Raw genomic sequence first — 19,128 nt, forward strand, 5'->3', positions numbered from 1 at the left:
TCAAGCTACGCTCAATCTTTCAACCCTCCTAAGTACCTGATAAGAAATCAACATGATTTCCGATCGGTTTGACTGTTATTTTTTATACAAAGATTCTGATTGATTGAAAACTCTAGGTCTAATAGTGAGTTAGAGAAAAACTATTCATTGGGGATAGTGACCAAACTAATTATTTTTGAACTTGGGACAAGAGTTCCGGTTTGTATGTGATTTATTGATCCCTCAAGGTTCTTACGTACTTCTTCGTTAGATTGATTCCAGAATAGTAATCATCATAATAGTGGTCAGAATGATTACTATATAAATGCCATGTTTCAAATAAGGGGGAGTCATAAACTATGAGTTATGAGCAAATCACAGACCTAAAAGAGATTGAGTCAAAGTTACAAAGTCTCGGTTGGGAACTTGATGCATGTGAGTATGATGATGAAGATGAATTCGAAGAAGTATTAGACCGACTATATCCGGGTGAGGTGAAAAAGGTAGCAAAACGTGCTTCTGAACTTGGCTCTGTAAAGGGGATGCACTTGTACGGTCGAATGCTAGGAGATGAAGCTAGAAAACTCAAGGAAGACGGAAAACCGTACAAGGATTTACAGACGAAAGCCAGAGAGCTAGTTTTTTACGCAGCCAAAGGTGGTTGCTGGGGGGCTATGGATGATTTAGGAACTGAGCATACTGAAGATTTAGGGCCGCAAATGTACGAACAGCTTGCGTTTATCCAACTCTCCGGTCAAGACCCATTGGAACATGTTGAGTATTGTCGAGAGTATCTCAATATGAACATTACCCAGGAAGAAATAGACAAAGGTGTAAACCTATATAATGAGTTACACGATCACATGGAAGTAAATTCTATACAAAAGGAAAGTTGTAACTGTATTTTTCCATAGCAAATCATAACAAATGGTTGCAGTACGTTCCGCTGAACCTGGCATTAACTACACAAGGAGAAGTAATGAGCATTCGAGGAGTATTAACCCGGTTCGCTTTAACTTATATAACACTGATTTTCATCGTAGGATTTACACTTAACTATTTTGGCCTTAGCAGTAGTAGCGGCGTAAATATCGGAATATTATTAGGCACGATATTTTGGGTATGTTCTTCTTTTGCGAATAAGAATCGTCGCTATTTCAATAAAAGTGAAAAAACCAGGGTAGTGATTGGCCTCATCGCAATTAACATGCTTATTCAAGCTATTTTCGGAGCTATCGCACTTTCCGAATCTGGCCATGAAGTAAGCGGTTCAGTTCTTTTGTTCTCAGTTGCGATTATCGGAGCTATTCATGCAGTCGCTATCTATTTCTTCGTAGGGTTTGCGAAAAAAACACTAATTAAGCAAGGCATCATAGAGAGTTAAGAAGACCAGCCAGAGGGACGCCAAAACCGCCGCTTCGCTTTGGTTTTGCCTCCCCTACTGGATGCACCAACGCGCGCCGCTGCTTCGTGCACACTGAAATCTCAACCAACTCCATCCCCCAGTAGCCCCTCCTTCTGAACACGTCTATAGACTTCCTCACGGTGAACAGGTAGAGATTTGGGGGCACGTATACCTATCTTTACCTGATTACCCTTAACTTCCAATACTGTAATTGAGACGTTCGCTCCAATCCGTAAGTTTTCACCCGTCCGGCGCTTTAAGATCAACATATTTGTTTCCTATTAGTACTCAAACCATGCGTAGCCCCCCCTTAATGGAAGGACTCGAAAGTAACTTTTAGGGAAGTATCGGGTGGGGCGCGAGAACGGTAGGCATAGAGGTAGAAAAGGCAGACGCAACGCTTCCAGAGCCAAGGGACACGCCCCAAACTGCTGAATGGACTCCACTTTATTGAAGACGAGCGGGTTTCTAGCGTATGATCCATATAGCCATTTTGATAGTTAGAGTATCAATTTGGTTAGCTGGCCCCAGGTGTTAGCGCACCTTGGGTCAGCGCCTTTTACTTACTTTTACGTCACGCTACCGTTCTCCTTTGAGGGAATGGTTTTTAGAAAATTCTTAATTCTCTCGAATCTCTTTGATCATTGGCCTTTAGAAGGCTGTTCAATATCGATCCAAATACCGATAAATATCCACCGATTTTACGCAGCTTTGACACTAAAACAAACTGAATAAAATCCAACAAGATTATTTTTGTGCCTATATTTTTTATTGCTCACGCTTTGGAAATTTCGGTTGCGTATAAAAATAGCCGTTAAGACTGGTATTCTCCCTCGCCTTTCATTTTGGAATCCAGAAACAATAGATCATACCTAGTTGCTTCAACTTGCTGCTTTTATATACATTCAGTGTTATCCATTTCGAAGATCAAGAGCAGCCGCAATATATCCACTAGAGTAAATTTCCATCATTGCTGACTAACATGTTGATTTATTTGTTTTTTCTGGCAAGAGCGGTTTTCTCCTCTTGGGATATCTTGACTAGTGATATAATGTGGCTGCTTTTGAATACACTGTTAGGTAACCTTCGAATTATGTCAATAATTTCTAAATTAATGGAAGCTACAGAAGCGGATACTGATGTTCTTCACCGCTTAGATTCCAGCGGTGATGACTTTAGTAAATTCAGAGAAGTAGATTTCACCTTCAAGTGCGACAGTAAGGAAAAAGCAGTCACTGTAGCGGGTTTTCTGGGTGATTTTCAGTACGGGACAACGAATTTTATTGATGAAGAACAGCCATACATAGTGCAAGTACTAATAGATATGCCTGTAACTCAAAACATCCTGCTTTGCGTGTCAGGCTTTATGACTTGCATTGGTGAATTATATGGGGTTGAAGTCGAAGGCTGGGGATGTATCGCGCAGAACGGTACCTAACAAGCGCTTGCAACCGAGGCCAACCGCGACGCACTTTTTGCGTTACTCGCTGCGCTCAGTCAATAACACAAAAGCCGCTTCGCGTTTGGCCCGGCTGAAGCGGGCGTTATGCGACATGGTGTCGGAATGTCATATATGAGTAAAAAATACGAAGACCGAACAGACGTTGAAAAAATTCAATCAAATTGGAAAAAACTTTCCGGCTTGTATTCACGTGGGGAATGGTCTAGCTCTATCGTAAGGGCGGCTACAGCAGCTGAAATCGCGTCGAATTTAGTAGTTCGTGAAGAACTAGAAAATACTAAAGGTATTGACAAACCCTTTGTAAGTCATTTAATGCTATGGGCAAATGGGTTACAAGGAAAGTTTCAGAAATTGATATTGCCCGCTGTTGAAGGGAAGAACTATGCGCAAACCTTTAAGCAACTTTCTAACGATATAGGTGAAATAAATAGGGTTCGAAACGGCATTGTTCATTCCGGTAAATTTGCAGATTCTGAACCAGCGTATCAGATCATAGTAAAGGCGCGAACGGTTATATTGGCTTTTGTCTGTCAATATCATCCGGAGTTTGATTTGGGCGAAATTAGTAAGATCGAAGAATCACATAACAAATCAATGCAACCGACCGTTAACGTATCGGCTGATTGAGGCGTTAAGTTTCAAATTAAGGTTCAGGGAACGATGAAGATATCAAAAGTAACTATCAACAACTTTAGATCAATTGAAAGTGCAGTTTTTGATTTAAATGATTTCAATGTATTCGTAGGTCAAAACAATGCAGGGAAAACAAACCTTTTTGAAGCTGTAGAATGGTTCTTCAAAGGATTACCAAAAGGCAAACCCCTAGAAGATTTACACCCCAATAGAAATACTTCAAAAGAAATTTCTATTGAGATTGAATTTGAAGGCGCCCAGCATGGCGCTGAGAATATGCGGAACGAAGCCAATAAAACGAAGATATTAAACGTTTTAGATGGTAACGACTCACTTTCTGTAAAAAGAACAAGCAATGAACCCACCAAAAGAAAACTAACTATCGGAGGTGTGGAATTAGCCAAAAATCCCGCAGGCTTTGATAAAGCGCTCAACGATTTCTTACCTAAATTCGAGTATATTCACACGAAACAATATTTTGATGAGGTTGCAAAATATTCATCTAAAACTCCTGTTGGAATAATGCTTTCTTCTGTATTGGAAGAGATCCTTCAAGATGATCCTCAGTATCGTGCCTTTAGAAGTAAATTCGATGAGTTATTCGATAATGAAAATTCTGCCGTAAAAGTCGAATTTGATAAACTTGGATATAGTGTAAAGACGCACTTAGAAAAACAGTTCGCAGAATGCACAAAGGTTAGCTTCGAGGTAACTAGCCCTGAGTTTGACGATTTACTGAAGAACTTCCAAACAAGGGTAGATGATGGTGTCGAAACGTACGCATCAGAGAAAGGTGATGGTATGCAGCGAGCACTTATGCTCGCAATAATCCAAGCTTATGCAGAGTATAGAAAAAATCGTGATGATGCAGGAAAATCATTTCTTTTCTTCATAGACGAAGCTGAATTACACCTACATCCAACAGCACAAAGAAAGCTAAAAAATGTTTTGTTGGAACTTTGTGAAGACCTCGATCAAGTGTTTATAAATACACACTCTTCTGTATTCGTAGCAGATGAACATTCCTCACAAAAAATATTCAAAGTCGAAAAAGAGGATAATGTTACTAAATTTAAATCTGTAGATACATTTGATAAACCGTACGTAGTTTTTGAATTATTGGGCGGAAGCCCTGCGGATTTACTATTACCTCGCAACTTCATAATTGTAGAGGGTCCTAGTGAAGTCGAATTGTTAACCAGAGTTATTCGCCGTTTCTACTCAGATAAGCCAAGTATTCAAGTGATTTCAGCCGAAGGTGATACTCATCAAGCAAAACGTTCTATCAATGCTATCAAAAAGGCATTTAAACCGCTTGAGAAGTCAATTTTTGAAGAGAAAATGGTGGTTTTGTGCGATTCTCCTACTAATAAGGCTCAAGCTGGATTTGATGATTTCATAAAGAGCTTCAAAACCTTTAACGATAGAGGGCAAATAATTGTCCTAGAGCATGGTTCACTTGAAGAGTGTTATCCAGACCATCAGGATTGGAAGCGTACGGAAGAGCAAGTATCTAGAATGAGCGGAAAGCAAAAGACAAGGCTATCAAGACGCGTAGGCGATCAAATCACTAAAGAGCAATTCGAGAATGAAATGCAGATAGTGTTTAACACTCTAGTTACCGCCTGGGAATTGGCATATTGAAACTTAAATCGGGTAGCCGGTAGTTTCTAGCTACCGGCCCCCACACCACTCATCGTGCGGGCCCGCAATGAGCGCTTCCCTATCCGTAATAAACCTCTACCCAACGATAATGTCGAGCAGTTCTTCATTTGAGTTGGGTGTCATGGCAGTGCGCCACCTCAACTTTATCCACCTGGAAACATACCGATAGGCTAGCCTTGTCTTTTAACTAGTGGAGTTTAGGTTCAGGCCTTCACCCTGTCCAAGGTATTAATCTTGGCATTTGGCTACTATGCCGTCGATTGACTTCTGTTTAATCACCTCGGCCATTACTGACCGAAGTGCAGCTGTGTTCCACCACTTTCGTCTATCCCCACAATGGTGGCTAGCGGGTTGGGCCTTATGGGTCACCGGCCACGCTGACAGCTTCACAGCAGCAAGCTAAACAGATCTCCCCAGATAAGAACGTGAACTTTCACTACACAACTGCATCATTGTCTCTACCCGTTAGATCACCCGGCTTCGGTGCCCTTGGCCCCCTAGCCTCCAAGCTAAGCCTTATAGGATGTTTCTGCCCATCAGCTCGTATTTGCTAGCGGCCCCCTCCCCACAAGACCTCTCGGTATTGCAGTTGCCATTCACTGGTAGTTGGCATTTAATTGAAACCATTAAACGGTGACCTTCCTACGGGAGACTTTTAGCCCACTCCCGAACTGGGCGTACCAAGGGCCTGCAATTTGACCTCCGACCCCTGTCACCTTTTTTGCAGGAAAAGCTGCATAATAGGTGCCAATAGCCTCCGACAGTTGAAGGGCCGCTAGCGAATATCACAAGGAAGAAACATGTTAGCAACACATCAGGATGCCGAAAGGCGATATGAATCATTTAGAGAAATGGCTAGAGACGCCATATTGAAAGAGCTTCCCTATACCGATAGAAACAACATTCGTCTCAGTAACATTTGTCAAAAAGCCCTAATGCAGGCAAAGCTATGGGATGAAGACCCTAATAGGCGAGTTGATTGGCCTTGGGATAGCGGCTATCAGGATTATTCATATAGAAACCCCAAGCGATTTGAACTGGCCACCTGGTATGGAAATACCCTTGCAGGCCTAAGCTTAGGTAGACCTAGCTACGCAGGCACACGACTTCGCCTAGAATTTATCGAATCTAGGCCGTCTTCAAGCCCTCTTAGAGGGCGGATTGTTCCTATAACCATCTCAGTTGCCGAGCTGTATGCAAATGTTATTGGAGCTGATGAATTACGCATAATTGACCCAATTGATGAAAAATTGATCGAATACTATTCGTCATTCGGATATACATACAGCAAAGCTGCTAGTGAAAAGAATCACAAGCACTATCTTGTGAAGGCCATCTCATGAGCAAGAACGAAAGAAAAAAACCATTAACTCCTGAAGAGCTTAGAAAGAGAGCCAAGAAGATTCTTCAAGATAACCCAACATACATAAATGATGAACCATCGGTTGTCGGATCAACAGAGACACTAACTGAAGAGATTGAGGATGATGATGAACCAACAAACGACAAAAAGTGATAAAGAGGCTAAATCGGAAGAAGAAGCAAAAAGAAAGATCGCCCAAAAACTGCATTCTTTACCGATTAAATCAAAACCGCAGGGCCCACCCCAGCGCTAAATCGGATAGCCGGTAGTTCCTAGCTACCGGCCCCCACATCACCCATCGTGCGGGTCCGCAATGGACGGTTCCCTATCCGTAATGAATCCCTACCCAACGAAAGTCTCGAGCAAGTCTTCATTTGAGTTGAGTATCATGGCAGTGAGCTATTTCTGAGTCAGCAGCAACGCCGACAACTTCACAGCAGAAAGCTAAACAGATCTCCCCAGATAAGAACGTCAACTTTCACTACACAGCTCCATCATTGACTCTACCCGTTAGAGCACATGGCCTCGATGTCCTTGGCCACCTCGCCTCCTGGCTTAGCTTTATAGGATGTTTCTATTCGTCAGCTCGTAGCTTTGCTAGCGGTCTCCTCCCCACTAGACCTCTCGGTGTTACAGTTGCCATTCGCTAGTAGTTAGTTAGCATTTAATGGAACCCATTAAATGGTGATCCTCCTACAGGAGACCATCACCCCAATAGTCCAACCAAGCGCCTGCAATCTGACCTCCGGCAGTTGAGGTGGGCATTATGTGTCTTTGAGAGATTAAGTGTGGAATTTGAAAATGAAAGCGAATTTGAGTCTTACCTTCGAGGCTTGATTGAAACCAGAATATGTCATAATCATCCTGATTTGGTTCTTTTCGAAAATAAAAAGGCCGTCGATATTCTTATTTGCCGTAATGGTGAAAATCCAGCCTTATTTTTTCTTGAGGTGAAATACCACAAGCAATCTCATGGTCGCTTAGGCTTTGGAAGTTCTAGCGGCGGAGGGTTTCAGCCAGAGATAATTTCTAAAGCTCCCAATTATTTTGAAGCTAATCTAATGTGGCTAATATCTGGCGAAGGGCATTCTGATAATGGTGTAATTTTTACCTCTTCTTCAGTTATCAGAAATTACCTTTCAGGTGGATCGGTTGGTGAAAAGTTCAACAATATCCAAAAAAAGATATTTCGCGAAATTAATGGCTATAACGAAGATGAGTTAGTTAATAGAATTGAGTCATGGCTAGTCAACTCATAAATCGGGCAGCCGGTAGTTTCTAGCTACCGGCCCCCACACCACCCATCGTGCGGGTCCTCAATGAGCAGTTCCCTATCCGTAATCTCTGCCCAACGATAGTGTCGAGCAGCTCTCCATTTGAGTTGAGTTTCTTGGCAGTGCGCTACCTAAACTTTGTCCAACGGGAAACATATCGCTAGGCCAGCCCTGCCCTTTAACTCGTCGAGTTTGGGCTCAGTCCTTCACCATATCCAAGGTATTAATCTTGACATTAGGCTACTATGCCGTCGGCTGACTTCTGCTTAATCACCCTGATCGTTACTGACCGAGGCGCTGTTATGTCCACCACTTTTGTCTATCCCTGCGATGGTGCCTAGCCGGTTGGGCCTACTTATGAGTCAGGGGCCACGCCGACAGCTTCACAGCAGCAAGCTAAACAGATCTCCCCAGATAAAAACGTGAACCTTCACTACACAACTGCATCATTGACTCTACCCGTTAGATCACCCGGCTTCGCTGTCCCTGACCACCTCGCCTCCAGGCTAAGCCTTATATTATGTTTCTGTCCGTCAGCTCATAGCTTTGCTAGCGGCCTCCTCCCCAAAAGACCTCGCGGTATTGCAGTTGCCATTCGCTAGTAGTTAGCATTTAATGGAACTCATTAAACGGTGATGTTCCGATAGGGGACTCTCACCCCATTAGTCCCCCCATACTGGGCGTACCAAGGCAAGGCACTATCACCCACTACAGGGGCTGGACCTCCATGCTTCGGCCTGTGCTGGCAGTTATTAGGCATTTATTATGAATCAAACAGAGCAGTGGATTTATTGGTTGACACGCGGTAACCAAAAGCAAAAGAAGGAAGCTACGCTTGCTCTCGGTGGTCTAAACACTGATTCTGCAGTAGACGTAGTTGCTCTAACCTCAGCACTAGAAACAGAGAATGAAAAAATACTGTTTTGGGTAATAGGAGCTTTAGGGGCATTATGCTCTAGATCCAACCAAGCGATCGAGAGAATAATTGAGCTTTGTAATCACCCTTACTTGGCGGTTCGTCAATCGGCCGTAATGGCTCTTTCAAAAATATCTCCGTCAGATCCTAGGATAAACAAAGTTCTAATTAGCAAGTTAGAGGATGAGAATGAATTTGTAAGGTGTGATGTCTTAAGTTCATTTATCGCTATGGATTTTGTTGGGGATGAAGAAATAGATGCAATTAAAAAGATGCTTACTGATAAAAGCAAGTTTGTGGTTGAGAAGGCAGAAGTAACACTTAGAAACATCAAAATACGCGGAAAATATGTCTGACTCAGGTAGCCGCTAGCTTCTAGCTACCGACACCCACACCACCCATCGTGCAGGTCCGCAATGAGCGGTTCCCTATCCGCAATGAATCTCTACCCAACGATAGAGCCGAGCAGTTCTTCATTTGAGTTGAGTGTCATGGCAGCGCGCAACCTCAACTTTATCCGACTGGAAACCTATCGGCAGGCTAGCCCTGTCTTTGAACTCATCGATTTTGGGTTCAGGCCTTCACCCTATCCAAGGTATTAATCTAGGCATTTGGCTACCATGCCGTCGGCTGACTTCTGTTGAATCATCCTGGTCATTAATGACCTAGGCACTGCTATGTCCCAACACTTTTGTGTATCCCCGCGATGGTGGCTAGCGGGTTGGGCCTACTTTTAAGTCAGCGGCCACACCAACAACTTCACAGCAGCAAGCTAAACAGATCTCCCCAGATAAGAACGTGAACTTTCACTACACAACTACATCTCTGACTCTACCCGTTAGATCACCCAGTCTCGGTGTCCTTGGCCACCTCGCCTCCAGGCTAAGCCTTATAGGATGTTTTTGTCCGTCAGCTCATAGCTTTACTAGCTGCCTCCTCCCCACAATACCTCACGGTATTGCAGTTGCCATTCGCTAGTAGTTAGCATTTAATGGACCCCATTAAATGGTGATCCTCCTACATGGGAATGGGACTCTCACCCCATTAGTTTACAACCATGCTGGGCGTACCAAGTCAATCAATGCCACCGACATCTTACTTTATGTACTTTTGTATGGCTGCTACGCTCCCATTTACGCGCAAAAAGTATATAAAATAAGCCGCGACTGATTGCGGCGCTAGCATTCACATCCACATAATCCGTCAAACCTAAAGATATAAGAAAATGTCAGAATTTTACATAACAATTAATTTCAATGTTCCTCAAGATAAAAGGTCTAAAATTGAGAGCTTTCTCGAGGAGGGAACTATGAGCATGGATACTGAGGGTGCTATCAATGCGATCTCGTCGTTGGGAGAAGGTATCCGTGAGCTGCTTGAGATAACGGATGATGAAGGTGAGAGAGAGTGGTTAGATGAGCAGTTAACTTTGGAAGAACAGTTGGAGCCTCAGGAATGGAATATTGATGGAAATTCCGTGGAAATCGAGTACATGTGCGACTCTTGGGTTGCAAAGGGTTTCGTGAACTTGTTAATTAATATCTATCGCCTAGCTGGAATGGAAGGTGTTTCTGCAGCTGAACTCAATGAAGACGAATTTTGCGAGTAATCAAAGCTAAATTGGGTAGCCAGTAGTTCTAGCTACCGCCCCCCACACCACCCATCATGCGGATCCGCAATGGGTGGTTCGCTATCCGTAATAGACCCCTACCCAACACTAGAGTCAAGCATCTCTTCATTTAAGTTGATTGTCATGGCAGTACTCTCCCTCAACGTTATATCCAGCTGAAAACATATCGGTAGGCTACCCCTGCCTTTTAACTCATGGATTTAGGTTCAGGCTTTCACCGTGTCTAAGCTATTCATCTAGGCATTGGGCGCTGCTATGCAGTCTGCCGGCTTTAGCTTAATAAGCTCATCAGCCATTACTGACCGAGGCGCGGCAATGTCCTACCATTTTTGTCTATCCCCACGGTGGTGGCTAGTGGGTTGGACCTAATTATGGGTCAGCGGCCACGCTGCCAGATTCACAACAGCAAATTAAACAGATCTTCCTAGATAAAAACGTAAACTTTCACTACACAACTGCATCATTGACTCTACCCGTTAGGTCACCCAGCTTCGGTGTCCTTTGCCACCTCGCCTCTAAGCCAAGCCTTATAGGATGTTTCTGTTCGTCTTTGCTAACCGCTTCCTCTCCACAAGACCTCACGATGTTGCAGTTGCCATTCGCTAACAGTTAGCATTTAATAGAATCCATTAAATGGTGATCTTCCTACAGAGGACTTTCACTCCATTAGTCCACTTCCGTCCTGGGCGTACCAAGTCAATTAACTACGCGCCTTCGGCGTCCGACAGCTTATACTTCACTTCGCTATGTTTCGGCTGCGGGTGATTGAGGCGTTAAAACTCAAAAAGGAATCGTGCATGAAATTTATTGTTTTGGCTTTAACGCTTGCTATGTCATTGGCAGTTACTGCAAATCCAGTACCTAACTTTCCGTTCGTTATTGTCACGGAGAAACTTGAGCAAAAGGTAAAGCCCGATGTAGTAAAAGTACGCTTCAGTATATTGGCTTACGAACAATCCTCTAATAGAGCTATGGAGCAATTAACAAAATCCTCAGCACTGATGTTGGAGGCGCTTAAAAAGCATGGGGTACTCATTTCAAGCTTAGAGTCAACCCAAATTGATAAAAACACAAAGCGCGCTAGAAAAGACGGAGCTTATAATTTGGAGGTTTTGGGTTATGAGGTACAGCAAGGATTCAATTTGAGGTTAACGAACCTCGATAAATACCCCAGCCTTATGAATGAACTGATCCGGCTAGATGGAGTTCAAAATATAGATGCATTCTTTGAGACGTCTAAAGAAGAAGAGTACAAAGAGAAAATGATAACTGAGCTTAGTGTAAAAGCTCGGAAAAAAGCTAATGCTCTTGCCCAAGCCCAATCTAGAAAGGTAAAAAGTGTATATGGTATAACTACGGAGGAAAACTTTGGTCAGGCGTACGCTATATTTTCCTTAGAGTACAACCCCCAAGAATATGCACTGGCTATGGCCGCAGATTCTTACGGTATGGACTTAGTTATGGCGGTGCCGGAATATATTAAAGTGGGACAAAGAATTACCGCAATATATGAACTTAACTAGCTTAAGTGATAAAAAGTGTAAATCGGGGGACGATAGCTTCTAGCTACCGCTCCCATACACCCCATCATGCGGGTCCGCAATGGGCGGCTCCCTATCCGTAATGAATTTCTACCCAACGATAGTGTCGAGCAGGTCTTCATTTGAGCTAAGTATCATGGCAGTGCGCCATCTCAACTTTATCCGACTGGAAACATATCGGTAAGCTAGTCCTGTCTTTCAGCTCAAGGATTTAGGTTCAGGCCTTCACCTTGTCCAGGGTATTAATCTTGGCATTTGGCTACTATGCCATCGGCTGACTTCTGCTTAATCACCCTGACCACTACTGACCCAGGGCGCTGCTATGTCCCACCACTTTTGTCTATCCCCGCGGTGGTGGCTAGCGGGTTGGGCCTACTTATGAGTCAGGGGCCATGCTGACAGCTTCACAGCAGCAAGCTAAACAGATCTCCCCAGATAAGAACGTGAACTTTCACTACACAACTACACAACTACATAACTGACTCTACTCGCTAGATCATCCGTCTTCGGTGCCCCTGGCCACCTCGCCTCCAGGCTAAGCCTTATAGGATGTTTCTATTTGCCAGCGCGTAGTTTTGCTAGCGGCTTCTTCCCCACAAGGCCTCCCGGTATTACAGTTGCCATTCACTGGTAGTTAGCATTTAATGGCGCCTATTAAACGGTGATCTTCCTGCATGGGACTTTCACCCCATTAGTTCACGCCCATGCTGGGCGTACCAAGCGCATGCTGCCGGACTGTTTTTCCGCTGCGCTTCAAACCAGCTGAAAATGCGAGCGCTAGGCTTTTAGACTAAAGGTAGAACATGTCAGTAATTGAAAAGATGATGGATGCAGCAGAAGCTGATATTGACGTATTAAATTTGTTGAATTCTCAGGGAGATAACTTCGATCTACACAGAGATGTAGACTTTCTTATTGAAGCTCCAACTCAAGAAAAAGCGAAACTAATCTGCGAGTTCATAAATGACTATAACTATGGACACGCCACTCTTGAAGGCGAGCATGATGGGGCTCATCGTGTAACAGTGGTGATAAATATGCCTATTAACCAGAACATTATTACTTCTGTCTCGGGGCTCATGGTATGTATTTCAAGCCTCTTTGATGGTGTTCTTAACGGCTGGGGTTGTTGTGCACAAACCCAATCCTAAATCGAGTAGCCGGTAGTTTCTAGCCACCGGCCCCCACACCCGCCATCGTGCGAGTCTGCAATGGGCGGTTCCTATCCGTACGATAGTGTCAAGCAGCGCTTGAGTTGAGTTGAGTGTCATGACATTGCGCTACCTCAACTTTATCCAACTGAAAACATACCGGTAGGCGAACCCTGTCTTTGAACTCATCGATTTTAGATTCAGGCCTTCACACTACCAAGCCGGTGTTTGAGGCGTTAAGTTTACGGAAATATTATGAATTTAAGCTGGAACCCATTTCCTGAGTATCGAGATTTTTCGTTTCAAGCAATCCATGACGATTCGGAGGGTTTTCGAATACTTTTAGAGGCTTACTGTGACAAGATCTCGAATAAGCAAGCATTACGAGTGAGATTTCCTCTGGCTGGCCCGATGTACTACCACAGAGTAGATGAAGGCTTTTTGTTGTCTCCAGAAAGTACGATAGGTAATCCAGCCGCTACTTTTCAGCAAACAAAAGCATCGGATTTAATTGAGCGTTTTCATATGTTTAGCTGTAATATTTATCGAGAAAGTTCAATTGTTCATTATTGTATTTATACTGCTAATGAATGTATTGAAGTTCTCTCAGAATTTGAACCTGTCTGTGAAGATTTGTCGCGCCTGAAAACTTAACAAGTTGCTTAAATACGTTCCGGGCTGCGCCCTCCACGGACAGCCTACACTGTGTTTCGGCTGCCCTTTAGCAAAGCGTTAACTGGAATTTCTATATGAGTCAATTCAAGCCAGGCTTTAGGATTTCGTTACTCGATATAGCGGTGCTAACCGTCGCAGCTATTCTGACTTATGTGACAAGTAGCAGATCAATGATTTTGATGACGATTGTACTGTTCGTCGTTGGCCACTTTTTCTTGTTTTGTAACGTAATCCGAAGGCTTTAAATAGCGGGAATGAAATGAAGAAAGGAATCAAGACTACAGGAATACAATTACTGATCTTATTGGGCTTGTTTGTTGCTTCTATCGTTTGGTGGAGGCTTTGGTTTTACCAAGGCTTCGTTGGTCCCCCTCCTTTCTTACATTGGTTTATCCGCATGGATGGTGAGGCCTCGTATGACTTAACCTATTGTGAAATGTTAATTTTACTTATACTGGTTTGGTTATCATCTAATGTGTTTTACTATGTTAAAAGACGTTATAGTAAAAGCATTTAACCAACTCAGGCACGCGACCCACTTTCGTTCCGCCTTTCGGCTCCACAAAAAGCGCTCGCATGCTAAAGACGTTAAACGTAAGGAATCATATGAGAATAATGCGCTGGATTGGAGAAAAGCTGGCTTTTGGTTTTGTCTTTGGTATTGGTGTTTTTCTGGCCGTAGAGGGAGGTCAGAGGGCTGAGAAGAAGATAAAACGCATCTTTTATTCAAAGGAATATATTCAGTACTCTGGTGGCAACGAGCTTGAAATCAGTGATCACTCAGATATTCGAGATATGCGAGAGTACATAATCGGCGGTGTCATCAAAAATAACACCGAAGACTCATGGAAGAATGTGACCATTGATGTGGTCGTTCTAAAAAGTGGTATCGAGGTTGATCGCTGTCAGAAGGAGCTAGGGTTTCTGGCAGCAAATTCAACCGAAAGTTTTAGTGTAGTTTGTGATCGCGTGTTCCCAGAAAGAGTTACAAAAGATTATACATATACAATTGAAATTTCTTATGCGAGCCGTCGCGTTTAACAAGTGACTATGGTTACTCGTCAAGTTTTTAAGCCATACTTTCATCCCAGTAGGTGTTGTTTTTCACCATTGTATTCAGGATCGTAATCTGCTTTCTCATGCAGGCAACCAGAGCAACCTTTTTAGGTTTGCCAGCGTCGACTAATCGCTTATACATGGGCTTTAGTTTGGGATGATGTTGTATGGCCGACATGATGGAAACAAAAAGAACCGTGCGTACGCGATGCCTTCCACCTCGAATATATCGTTTGCCCTGGAAGTTGCCGCTATCACGGTTCATCGGGGCGATACCGACAAGTGCAGCGATTTCTTTACGGTTCAATTGTCCTAGCTCAGGAAGTTCACTCATTAACGTATAGGCCAATACATTTCCGACCCCTTTGGCACTCAACAATAGGTCACGCCTTTGCCGCCACTCGGACACACTGTTAACCAGTTTATCCAGTTGCTTGTCGATACCTTGCAGCTCTTTCTTGATGGTGTTTAGAATGGTCTGTATAGGTTTGTGTACTGATTTCGGCATTCTCTGAAGCCGATTCTTTTGCATTGTACTCATCTCTAAACACTGACTTCTTACCGCCAGTAAGTCACTGATCTCCCTAAGTTTTTCTGGTTTTGGCACCGACAGCCCTGGCTTCATGGCCTCACCAAAATGTGCAATATCCATTGCATCTAGCTTGTCAGTTTTGGCGAGGCGCCCTGCGGATTTAGCGAAGCTCCTTATCTGCGACGGATTGCAAACAACAATAGGTAATCCGGCTTTGTCGGCGGCGCAAACAAACTCTAACTCGAGCCTTCCCGTAGACTCTATTAATACTCTTTGAGGTTTAAGAGGTTGTAGTTGTTTAATGGCATCTTTAATGCCATTTTTATCATTGGCAACACTAAAGAACTGGCCAGTAGGTCTCACATAAATATCGAGTTGTTTACTGCTGGTATCGATACCGACATTGATCTCTTGAGGTTCCATAAGATAAGCTATCTCCGCCTTGCTATTCGGGCTCGAGGCCCACATGACTATCCGAGTTATGCCTAGTGAGTGCTTATCACGTTCATACTTGTTATCGGTCTTTTACGAACCAGCCAAGCAGCGAACTGTGATAAACAAGGCCTTCGGTGGCCGCCGAAGGTGGGTCTCAATTTACCCGTTAACGAAAAGGATTTTCAACATCAGAATCGGGCAAGAACAACCATACAAGTCAATCAATGCCGCCCCGTGGTGCTGAATCTTCGCACTGCGTGCTCCGGCCCATCATTGAGGCATTAAGCAATAAAGCTATGGTAAAATATAAAATATACTATTTCCAAATTTAAAATTGCGACAAGATGCATTCTAATTCTTGTATCTGTGTTGGCGCATATCCATAGTTATACTTGCTTCCTATTTACAGATGGATGCGGGCTAGCCGAGGGACTGTACGCTTTATATGGCATTGTCTTCGGGTCGTCATTAACAGCCGCTGGCATCATGCTTCTTCATTTTTCAAAATGACCTGCATGGCTAGGGCAGTTATTCTTAGTTTATATTGCAATATTCTCGGTTACAGTGCAATAAATGCTTAACAACACCTACAATGATCGCCCTTCGAGCTGGACCGCTAAAAGCACTGCTTCGCAGCAACACAGCCGATTCACTCAGCGTTATGGATCATTATGAAGTTTCCTAATCTCAATCTATTATTGGTAATTTTCTTGACGTTGGGAGGTTGCTCTTCATTGGGAGCCCGGTATTATTGCGGTAATCCCGATAACAAAAAGAAGTGGGAGTTAGTTGATCTAACCTCTGAATCACAGCGGGTCTATTTGGAATTAATCCCAAAAGAGTCGGCGTTCTTCAAAACACCCAAAAAGTACTACTGGTATACGTCTGGGAAGCAAACTCGGTTGTGTTCGCCAACTCTGGAGTTGGAACCTGGATTTTTCGATGAATCGGTCGAGGGCTGCTTTATCTACGAGTTCATTTTTGAAGGCAGCAATATAGTACAAGAACGTGAGCTAGTGTGTACAGGCTAAGCCATAACAAAGTGCTTTACCGGACCGCCTACTGCGTAGGCTGGGACTCGCAAAGAGCACGCTTTTTACTCGCCGGTAAGCACGACGTTATGCGTAAGTAGTCATGGAAGAAAAATACGAAGGATTCTGGCTTAATATTGATGAAGATGATTCATCTAGAGTTGTGTATGAAAGTTATAGAAAGAAGCTTGATCTCCTAGAAATAATTTATCAAAGAGCGGACGGTTGCTATCTACCTTCTTCATTTAGAAAGCAACGAGATCCACGTTGATGGCAAGTTCCGTGTCATAGACCAGGCTGACATGGAAGTATTACTCAAGAAACTTACTTCTAACGGCGATCAAAGAATTCAATGTGCTGGTGAAGAGTTTGATATGATCGAGCCTCCTGAAGAAAGAGATGTTGAAGTAAGAATATGTGTGTAGAGAACGTTACAATACTTCAGATATCAATGTCTAACAATACGCTGCACCCGACTCTGGCGCTATCGCGCCTCCGTGTGCAAGCTTGGTGCTCTGTGTCAAAGGAGTTATCGTGAGTATACCTAAAAAGGGAAGTAGAAAAATTGTAGTAAAAGGAAATTCGTACCGTTGGATCGTACGAGACCGGCCTACTTACACACAAGCTTGTCAAGGTGGGAAAATGCTTGCTGCTATTGAATTAGATAGCCAAAAAGGTTCTACGTTATCGGTTGAATTCAAGTGGCTGCGTCCAGATGTTGCAATAACTAGCTATCCAAACTCTGTGACTCCAAAGTTAATTGAATCATGTATTAAGAGTGCAATAAACGAAGGCTGGAATCCAATTAATCCTGGTCCAGTTTATAATTATTATTGCGAACTGGATCAACACAGAAATCGGGTAGCCGGTAGTTTCTAGCTACCGGCCCCCACACCACCCATCGTGCGGGTCCGCAATGGGCGGTTCCCTATCCGTAATGAATCTCTACCCAACGATCTCGTAATGAAATCAAACCCATCTCTTCGAAGAACTCATTATTGAGCGCAATATGAATACCCTCAGTTTTTGCGCTTCGCCAGTAACTTTTACCGGACGAGCCGCAGGTAACTGCCAGCGACTCACTCACACCCATACGCAGTAAATTTCGAACTTTCGTTCTCACTCTGCGCCAATTCTTCCAATAGCTCATTCTTAATCGCCGTCGTATCCAGCAGTCAAGATCGATACATTTTTGATAGCCTTGCGCTATCCTAAAATAGTTGATCCAACCACGGAGGTATACGGTAAGTTCTTTCAGTTTCTTTTCCATCGAAATACCACGAGATCGCCCTGTAATCTGGCGGACGCAGTATTTAAATTGGCGCAGTGACTTATCATGCCAGACAAGCTTTGCTCCACGGAAAGAAAAACCCAGAAACTTACAACGACTAACCGGGACTACTTGGCTTTTTGCATCGTTAACTTTGAGTTTAAGCTTGCGCTCAACAAAGCGTTTGATGCTAGCCATAACCCGTTCGCCGGAACGCTTAGAGGAAACAACAATCACAAAATCATCCGCATAGCGGACAAAAAGGTGTTGGCGTTTTTCCAGCTCTTTGTCGAGCAGATCGAGTACAATATTGGACAGCAGCGGCGATAAAGGGCCACCTTGCGGCACCCCCTCATAACACGCTTGCCAACATCCATCTTCTACCCAGCCTACGCGCAAGTAGCTTGCGATCAGTTTGAGTAAACGCTTATCGTTAATTCTTTGGCCGAGTAAGCTCATGAGAAAGTCATGATTCACTCGATCGAAGAACTTGGATAGATCGACATCCACCGCTATTCGCTTGCCACCCTCGATATACTTTTGTAGCTTTTTCACCGCGTGATGCTGTGATCGCTTTGGCCGGAAGCCATAGCTAAACTCTGAAAAAGTCACATCGAAAATAGGGTTGATGATTTGCGCGATTGCTTGCTGAATAACACGATCAAAAATCGTAGGTATCCCTAGACCTCGCTGACCACCGTCTGACTTGCGAATGTAGATGCGTCTAACAGGCAGCGGCTGGTAATGACCTTGCCGAATGGCTTCGATAATTTCATCCCCAACTGCCTTGAAGTGCTGCACAAAATAATCAACGGAAATCCCATCGATACCTGCGGCACCTTTATTGGCTCGAACGTGCTTCCATGCAGCATTGAGGTTTTCTTTGCTGAGGATAGCGTCGAGTAGATTTTCATTTGAGTTGAGTGTCATGGCAGTGCGCTACGTCAATTTTATATCCGGCTGGCAACATATCGGTAGGCTAGCCCTGTCTTTTAACTCGTGGATTTTGGGTTCAGGCCTTCACCCTGTCCAAGGTATTAATCTTGGCATTTGGCTACTATGCCGTCGGCTGACTTCTGTTTAATCACCTCGATCATTACTGACCAAGGC

Annotated in this window: 18 protein-coding genes; 15 read left to right on the forward strand and 3 right to left on the reverse strand. The window is 43.7% G+C overall.

What is annotated here, in order from left to right; genetic code table 11:
* Positions 1-338: 338 nt before the first annotated feature.
* The gene (locus tag ACJJI5_RS19045) at positions 339-893 is read left to right on the forward strand and encodes a hypothetical protein (RefSeq protein ID WP_413664643.1); all 555 of its coding nucleotides are present in this window, start codon (positions 339-341) and stop codon (positions 891-893) included.
* Between the two features lie 65 nt (positions 894-958).
* Positions 959-1,363, forward strand: coding sequence for an ABZJ_00895 family protein (locus ACJJI5_RS19050; RefSeq protein ID WP_444935093.1), 405 nt, complete (start codon positions 959-961; stop codon positions 1,361-1,363).
* Positions 1,364-1,464: 101 nt separating this feature from the next.
* Here the strand turns inward: ACJJI5_RS19050 and csrA are convergent, their stop codons facing one another.
* Complete coding sequence (gene csrA / locus ACJJI5_RS19055; RefSeq protein WP_445354959.1) at positions 1,465-1,653, reverse strand: carbon storage regulator CsrA; 189 nt, start codon at positions 1,651-1,653, stop codon at positions 1,465-1,467.
* A gap of 713 nt (positions 1,654-2,366) precedes the next feature.
* Here csrA and ACJJI5_RS19060 point away from each other — a divergent pair.
* From ACJJI5_RS19060 to ACJJI5_RS19115, 12 genes are all read left to right on the forward strand, one after another.
* The gene (locus ACJJI5_RS19060) at positions 2,367-2,822 is read left to right on the forward strand and encodes a ribonuclease E inhibitor RraB (RefSeq protein WP_445354960.1); all 456 of its coding nucleotides are present in this window, start codon (positions 2,367-2,369) and stop codon (positions 2,820-2,822) included.
* Positions 2,823-2,957: 135 nt separating this feature from the next.
* The gene (locus tag ACJJI5_RS19065; protein WP_445354961.1) at positions 2,958-3,473 is read left to right on the forward strand and encodes a hypothetical protein; all 516 of its coding nucleotides are present in this window, start codon (positions 2,958-2,960) and stop codon (positions 3,471-3,473) included.
* 33 nt (positions 3,474-3,506) lie between these two features.
* Complete coding sequence (locus tag ACJJI5_RS19070; protein ID WP_445354962.1) at positions 3,507-5,123, forward strand: ATP-dependent nuclease; 1,617 nt, start codon at positions 3,507-3,509, stop codon at positions 5,121-5,123.
* An 821-nt stretch (positions 5,124-5,944) separates the two neighbouring features.
* On the forward strand, positions 5,945-6,487 hold the full coding sequence (locus ACJJI5_RS19075) for a hypothetical protein (protein ID WP_282933996.1): 543 nt from the start codon (positions 5,945-5,947) through the stop codon (positions 6,485-6,487).
* Entirely contained in the window at positions 6,484-6,660 is a 177-nt protein-coding gene (locus ACJJI5_RS19080; RefSeq protein ID WP_445354963.1) for a hypothetical protein, read from the forward strand. Before ACJJI5_RS19075 ends, ACJJI5_RS19080 begins: the two co-directional genes overlap by 4 nt.
* A gap of 635 nt (positions 6,661-7,295) precedes the next feature.
* On the forward strand, positions 7,296-7,766 hold the full coding sequence (locus ACJJI5_RS19085) for a hypothetical protein (protein ID WP_445354964.1): 471 nt from the start codon (positions 7,296-7,298) through the stop codon (positions 7,764-7,766).
* 780 nt (positions 7,767-8,546) lie between these two features.
* Entirely contained in the window at positions 8,547-9,053 is a 507-nt protein-coding gene (locus ACJJI5_RS19090) for a HEAT repeat domain-containing protein (RefSeq protein ID WP_445354965.1), read from the forward strand.
* A 953-nt stretch (positions 9,054-10,006) separates the two neighbouring features.
* Entirely contained in the window at positions 10,007-10,306 is a 300-nt protein-coding gene (locus ACJJI5_RS19095; RefSeq protein ID WP_413664627.1) for a hypothetical protein, read from the forward strand.
* 818 nt (positions 10,307-11,124) lie between these two features.
* Positions 11,125-11,850: an SIMPL domain-containing protein gene (locus tag ACJJI5_RS19100; RefSeq protein WP_413664626.1), complete on the forward strand. Its 726-nt coding sequence runs from the start codon at positions 11,125-11,127 to the stop codon at positions 11,848-11,850.
* A gap of 821 nt (positions 11,851-12,671) precedes the next feature.
* Positions 12,672-13,019: a ribonuclease E inhibitor RraB gene (locus ACJJI5_RS19105; protein WP_413664625.1), complete on the forward strand. Its 348-nt coding sequence runs from the start codon at positions 12,672-12,674 to the stop codon at positions 13,017-13,019.
* A gap of 255 nt (positions 13,020-13,274) precedes the next feature.
* Positions 13,275-13,673, forward strand: coding sequence for a hypothetical protein (locus ACJJI5_RS19110; protein ID WP_413664624.1), 399 nt, complete (start codon positions 13,275-13,277; stop codon positions 13,671-13,673).
* 627 nt (positions 13,674-14,300) lie between these two features.
* Complete coding sequence (locus ACJJI5_RS19115; protein WP_413664623.1) at positions 14,301-14,735, forward strand: FxLYD domain-containing protein; 435 nt, start codon at positions 14,301-14,303, stop codon at positions 14,733-14,735.
* 28 nt (positions 14,736-14,763) lie between these two features.
* Here ACJJI5_RS19115 and ACJJI5_RS19120 read toward each other — a convergent pair whose 3' ends face one another.
* Positions 14,764-15,705 carry an IS110 family RNA-guided transposase gene (locus ACJJI5_RS19120; RefSeq protein ID WP_445354646.1) on the reverse strand — a complete coding sequence of 314 codons (942 nt, stop codon included), beginning with the start codon at positions 15,703-15,705 and terminating at the stop codon, positions 14,764-14,766.
* 1,577 nt (positions 15,706-17,282) lie between these two features.
* Between ACJJI5_RS19120 and ACJJI5_RS19125 the strand changes: the two genes are divergently transcribed.
* A complete protein-coding gene (locus tag ACJJI5_RS19125; RefSeq protein ID WP_444912234.1) occupies positions 17,283-17,627 on the forward strand; it encodes a hypothetical protein in 345 nt (114 codons plus the stop codon).
* Positions 17,628-17,676: 49 nt separating this feature from the next.
* Here ACJJI5_RS19125 and ltrA read toward each other — a convergent pair whose 3' ends face one another.
* On the reverse strand, positions 17,677-18,948 hold the full coding sequence (ltrA, locus tag ACJJI5_RS19130) for a group II intron reverse transcriptase/maturase (protein WP_445354795.1): 1,272 nt from the start codon (positions 18,946-18,948) through the stop codon (positions 17,677-17,679).
* Positions 18,949-19,128: the final 180 nt, after the last annotated feature.

The organism is Microbulbifer maximicatervae (SeqCode) (genome assembly GCF_052467955.1).

Bases quoted from the DNA above. Each gene is read 5' to 3' on its own strand.
- ACJJI5_RS19060 (WP_445354960.1), top strand. From the start codon at position 2,367: ATGTTGATTTATTTGTTTTTTCTGGCAAGAGCGGTTTTCTCCTCTTGG.
- ltrA (WP_445354795.1), bottom strand. From the start codon at position 18,948: ATGACACTCAACTCAAATGAAAATCTACTCGACGCTATCCTCAGCAAA.
- ACJJI5_RS19105 (WP_413664625.1), top strand. From the start codon at position 12,672: ATGTCAGTAATTGAAAAGATGATGGATGCAGCAGAAGCTGATATTGAC.
- ACJJI5_RS19070 (WP_445354962.1), top strand. From the start codon at position 3,507: ATGAAGATATCAAAAGTAACTATCAACAACTTTAGATCAATTGAAAGT.
- ACJJI5_RS19065 (WP_445354961.1), top strand. From the start codon at position 2,958: ATGAGTAAAAAATACGAAGACCGAACAGACGTTGAAAAAATTCAATCA.
- ACJJI5_RS19050 (WP_444935093.1), top strand. From the start codon at position 959: ATGAGCATTCGAGGAGTATTAACCCGGTTCGCTTTAACTTATATAACA.
- ACJJI5_RS19075 (WP_282933996.1), top strand. From the start codon at position 5,945: ATGTTAGCAACACATCAGGATGCCGAAAGGCGATATGAATCATTTAGA.
- ACJJI5_RS19115 (WP_413664623.1), top strand. From the start codon at position 14,301: ATGAGAATAATGCGCTGGATTGGAGAAAAGCTGGCTTTTGGTTTTGTC.
- ACJJI5_RS19100 (WP_413664626.1), top strand. From the start codon at position 11,125: ATGAAATTTATTGTTTTGGCTTTAACGCTTGCTATGTCATTGGCAGTT.
- ACJJI5_RS19110 (WP_413664624.1), top strand. From the start codon at position 13,275: ATGAATTTAAGCTGGAACCCATTTCCTGAGTATCGAGATTTTTCGTTT.
- csrA (WP_445354959.1), bottom strand. From the start codon at position 1,653: ATGTTGATCTTAAAGCGCCGGACGGGTGAAAACTTACGGATTGGAGCG.
- ACJJI5_RS19090 (WP_445354965.1), top strand. From the start codon at position 8,547: ATGAATCAAACAGAGCAGTGGATTTATTGGTTGACACGCGGTAACCAA.
- ACJJI5_RS19120 (WP_445354646.1), bottom strand. From the start codon at position 15,705: ATGGAACCTCAAGAGATCAATGTCGGTATCGATACCAGCAGTAAACAA.
- ACJJI5_RS19095 (WP_413664627.1), top strand. From the start codon at position 10,007: ATGAGCATGGATACTGAGGGTGCTATCAATGCGATCTCGTCGTTGGGA.
- ACJJI5_RS19080 (WP_445354963.1), top strand. From the start codon at position 6,484: ATGAGCAAGAACGAAAGAAAAAAACCATTAACTCCTGAAGAGCTTAGA.
- ACJJI5_RS19045 (WP_413664643.1), top strand. From the start codon at position 339: ATGAGTTATGAGCAAATCACAGACCTAAAAGAGATTGAGTCAAAGTTA.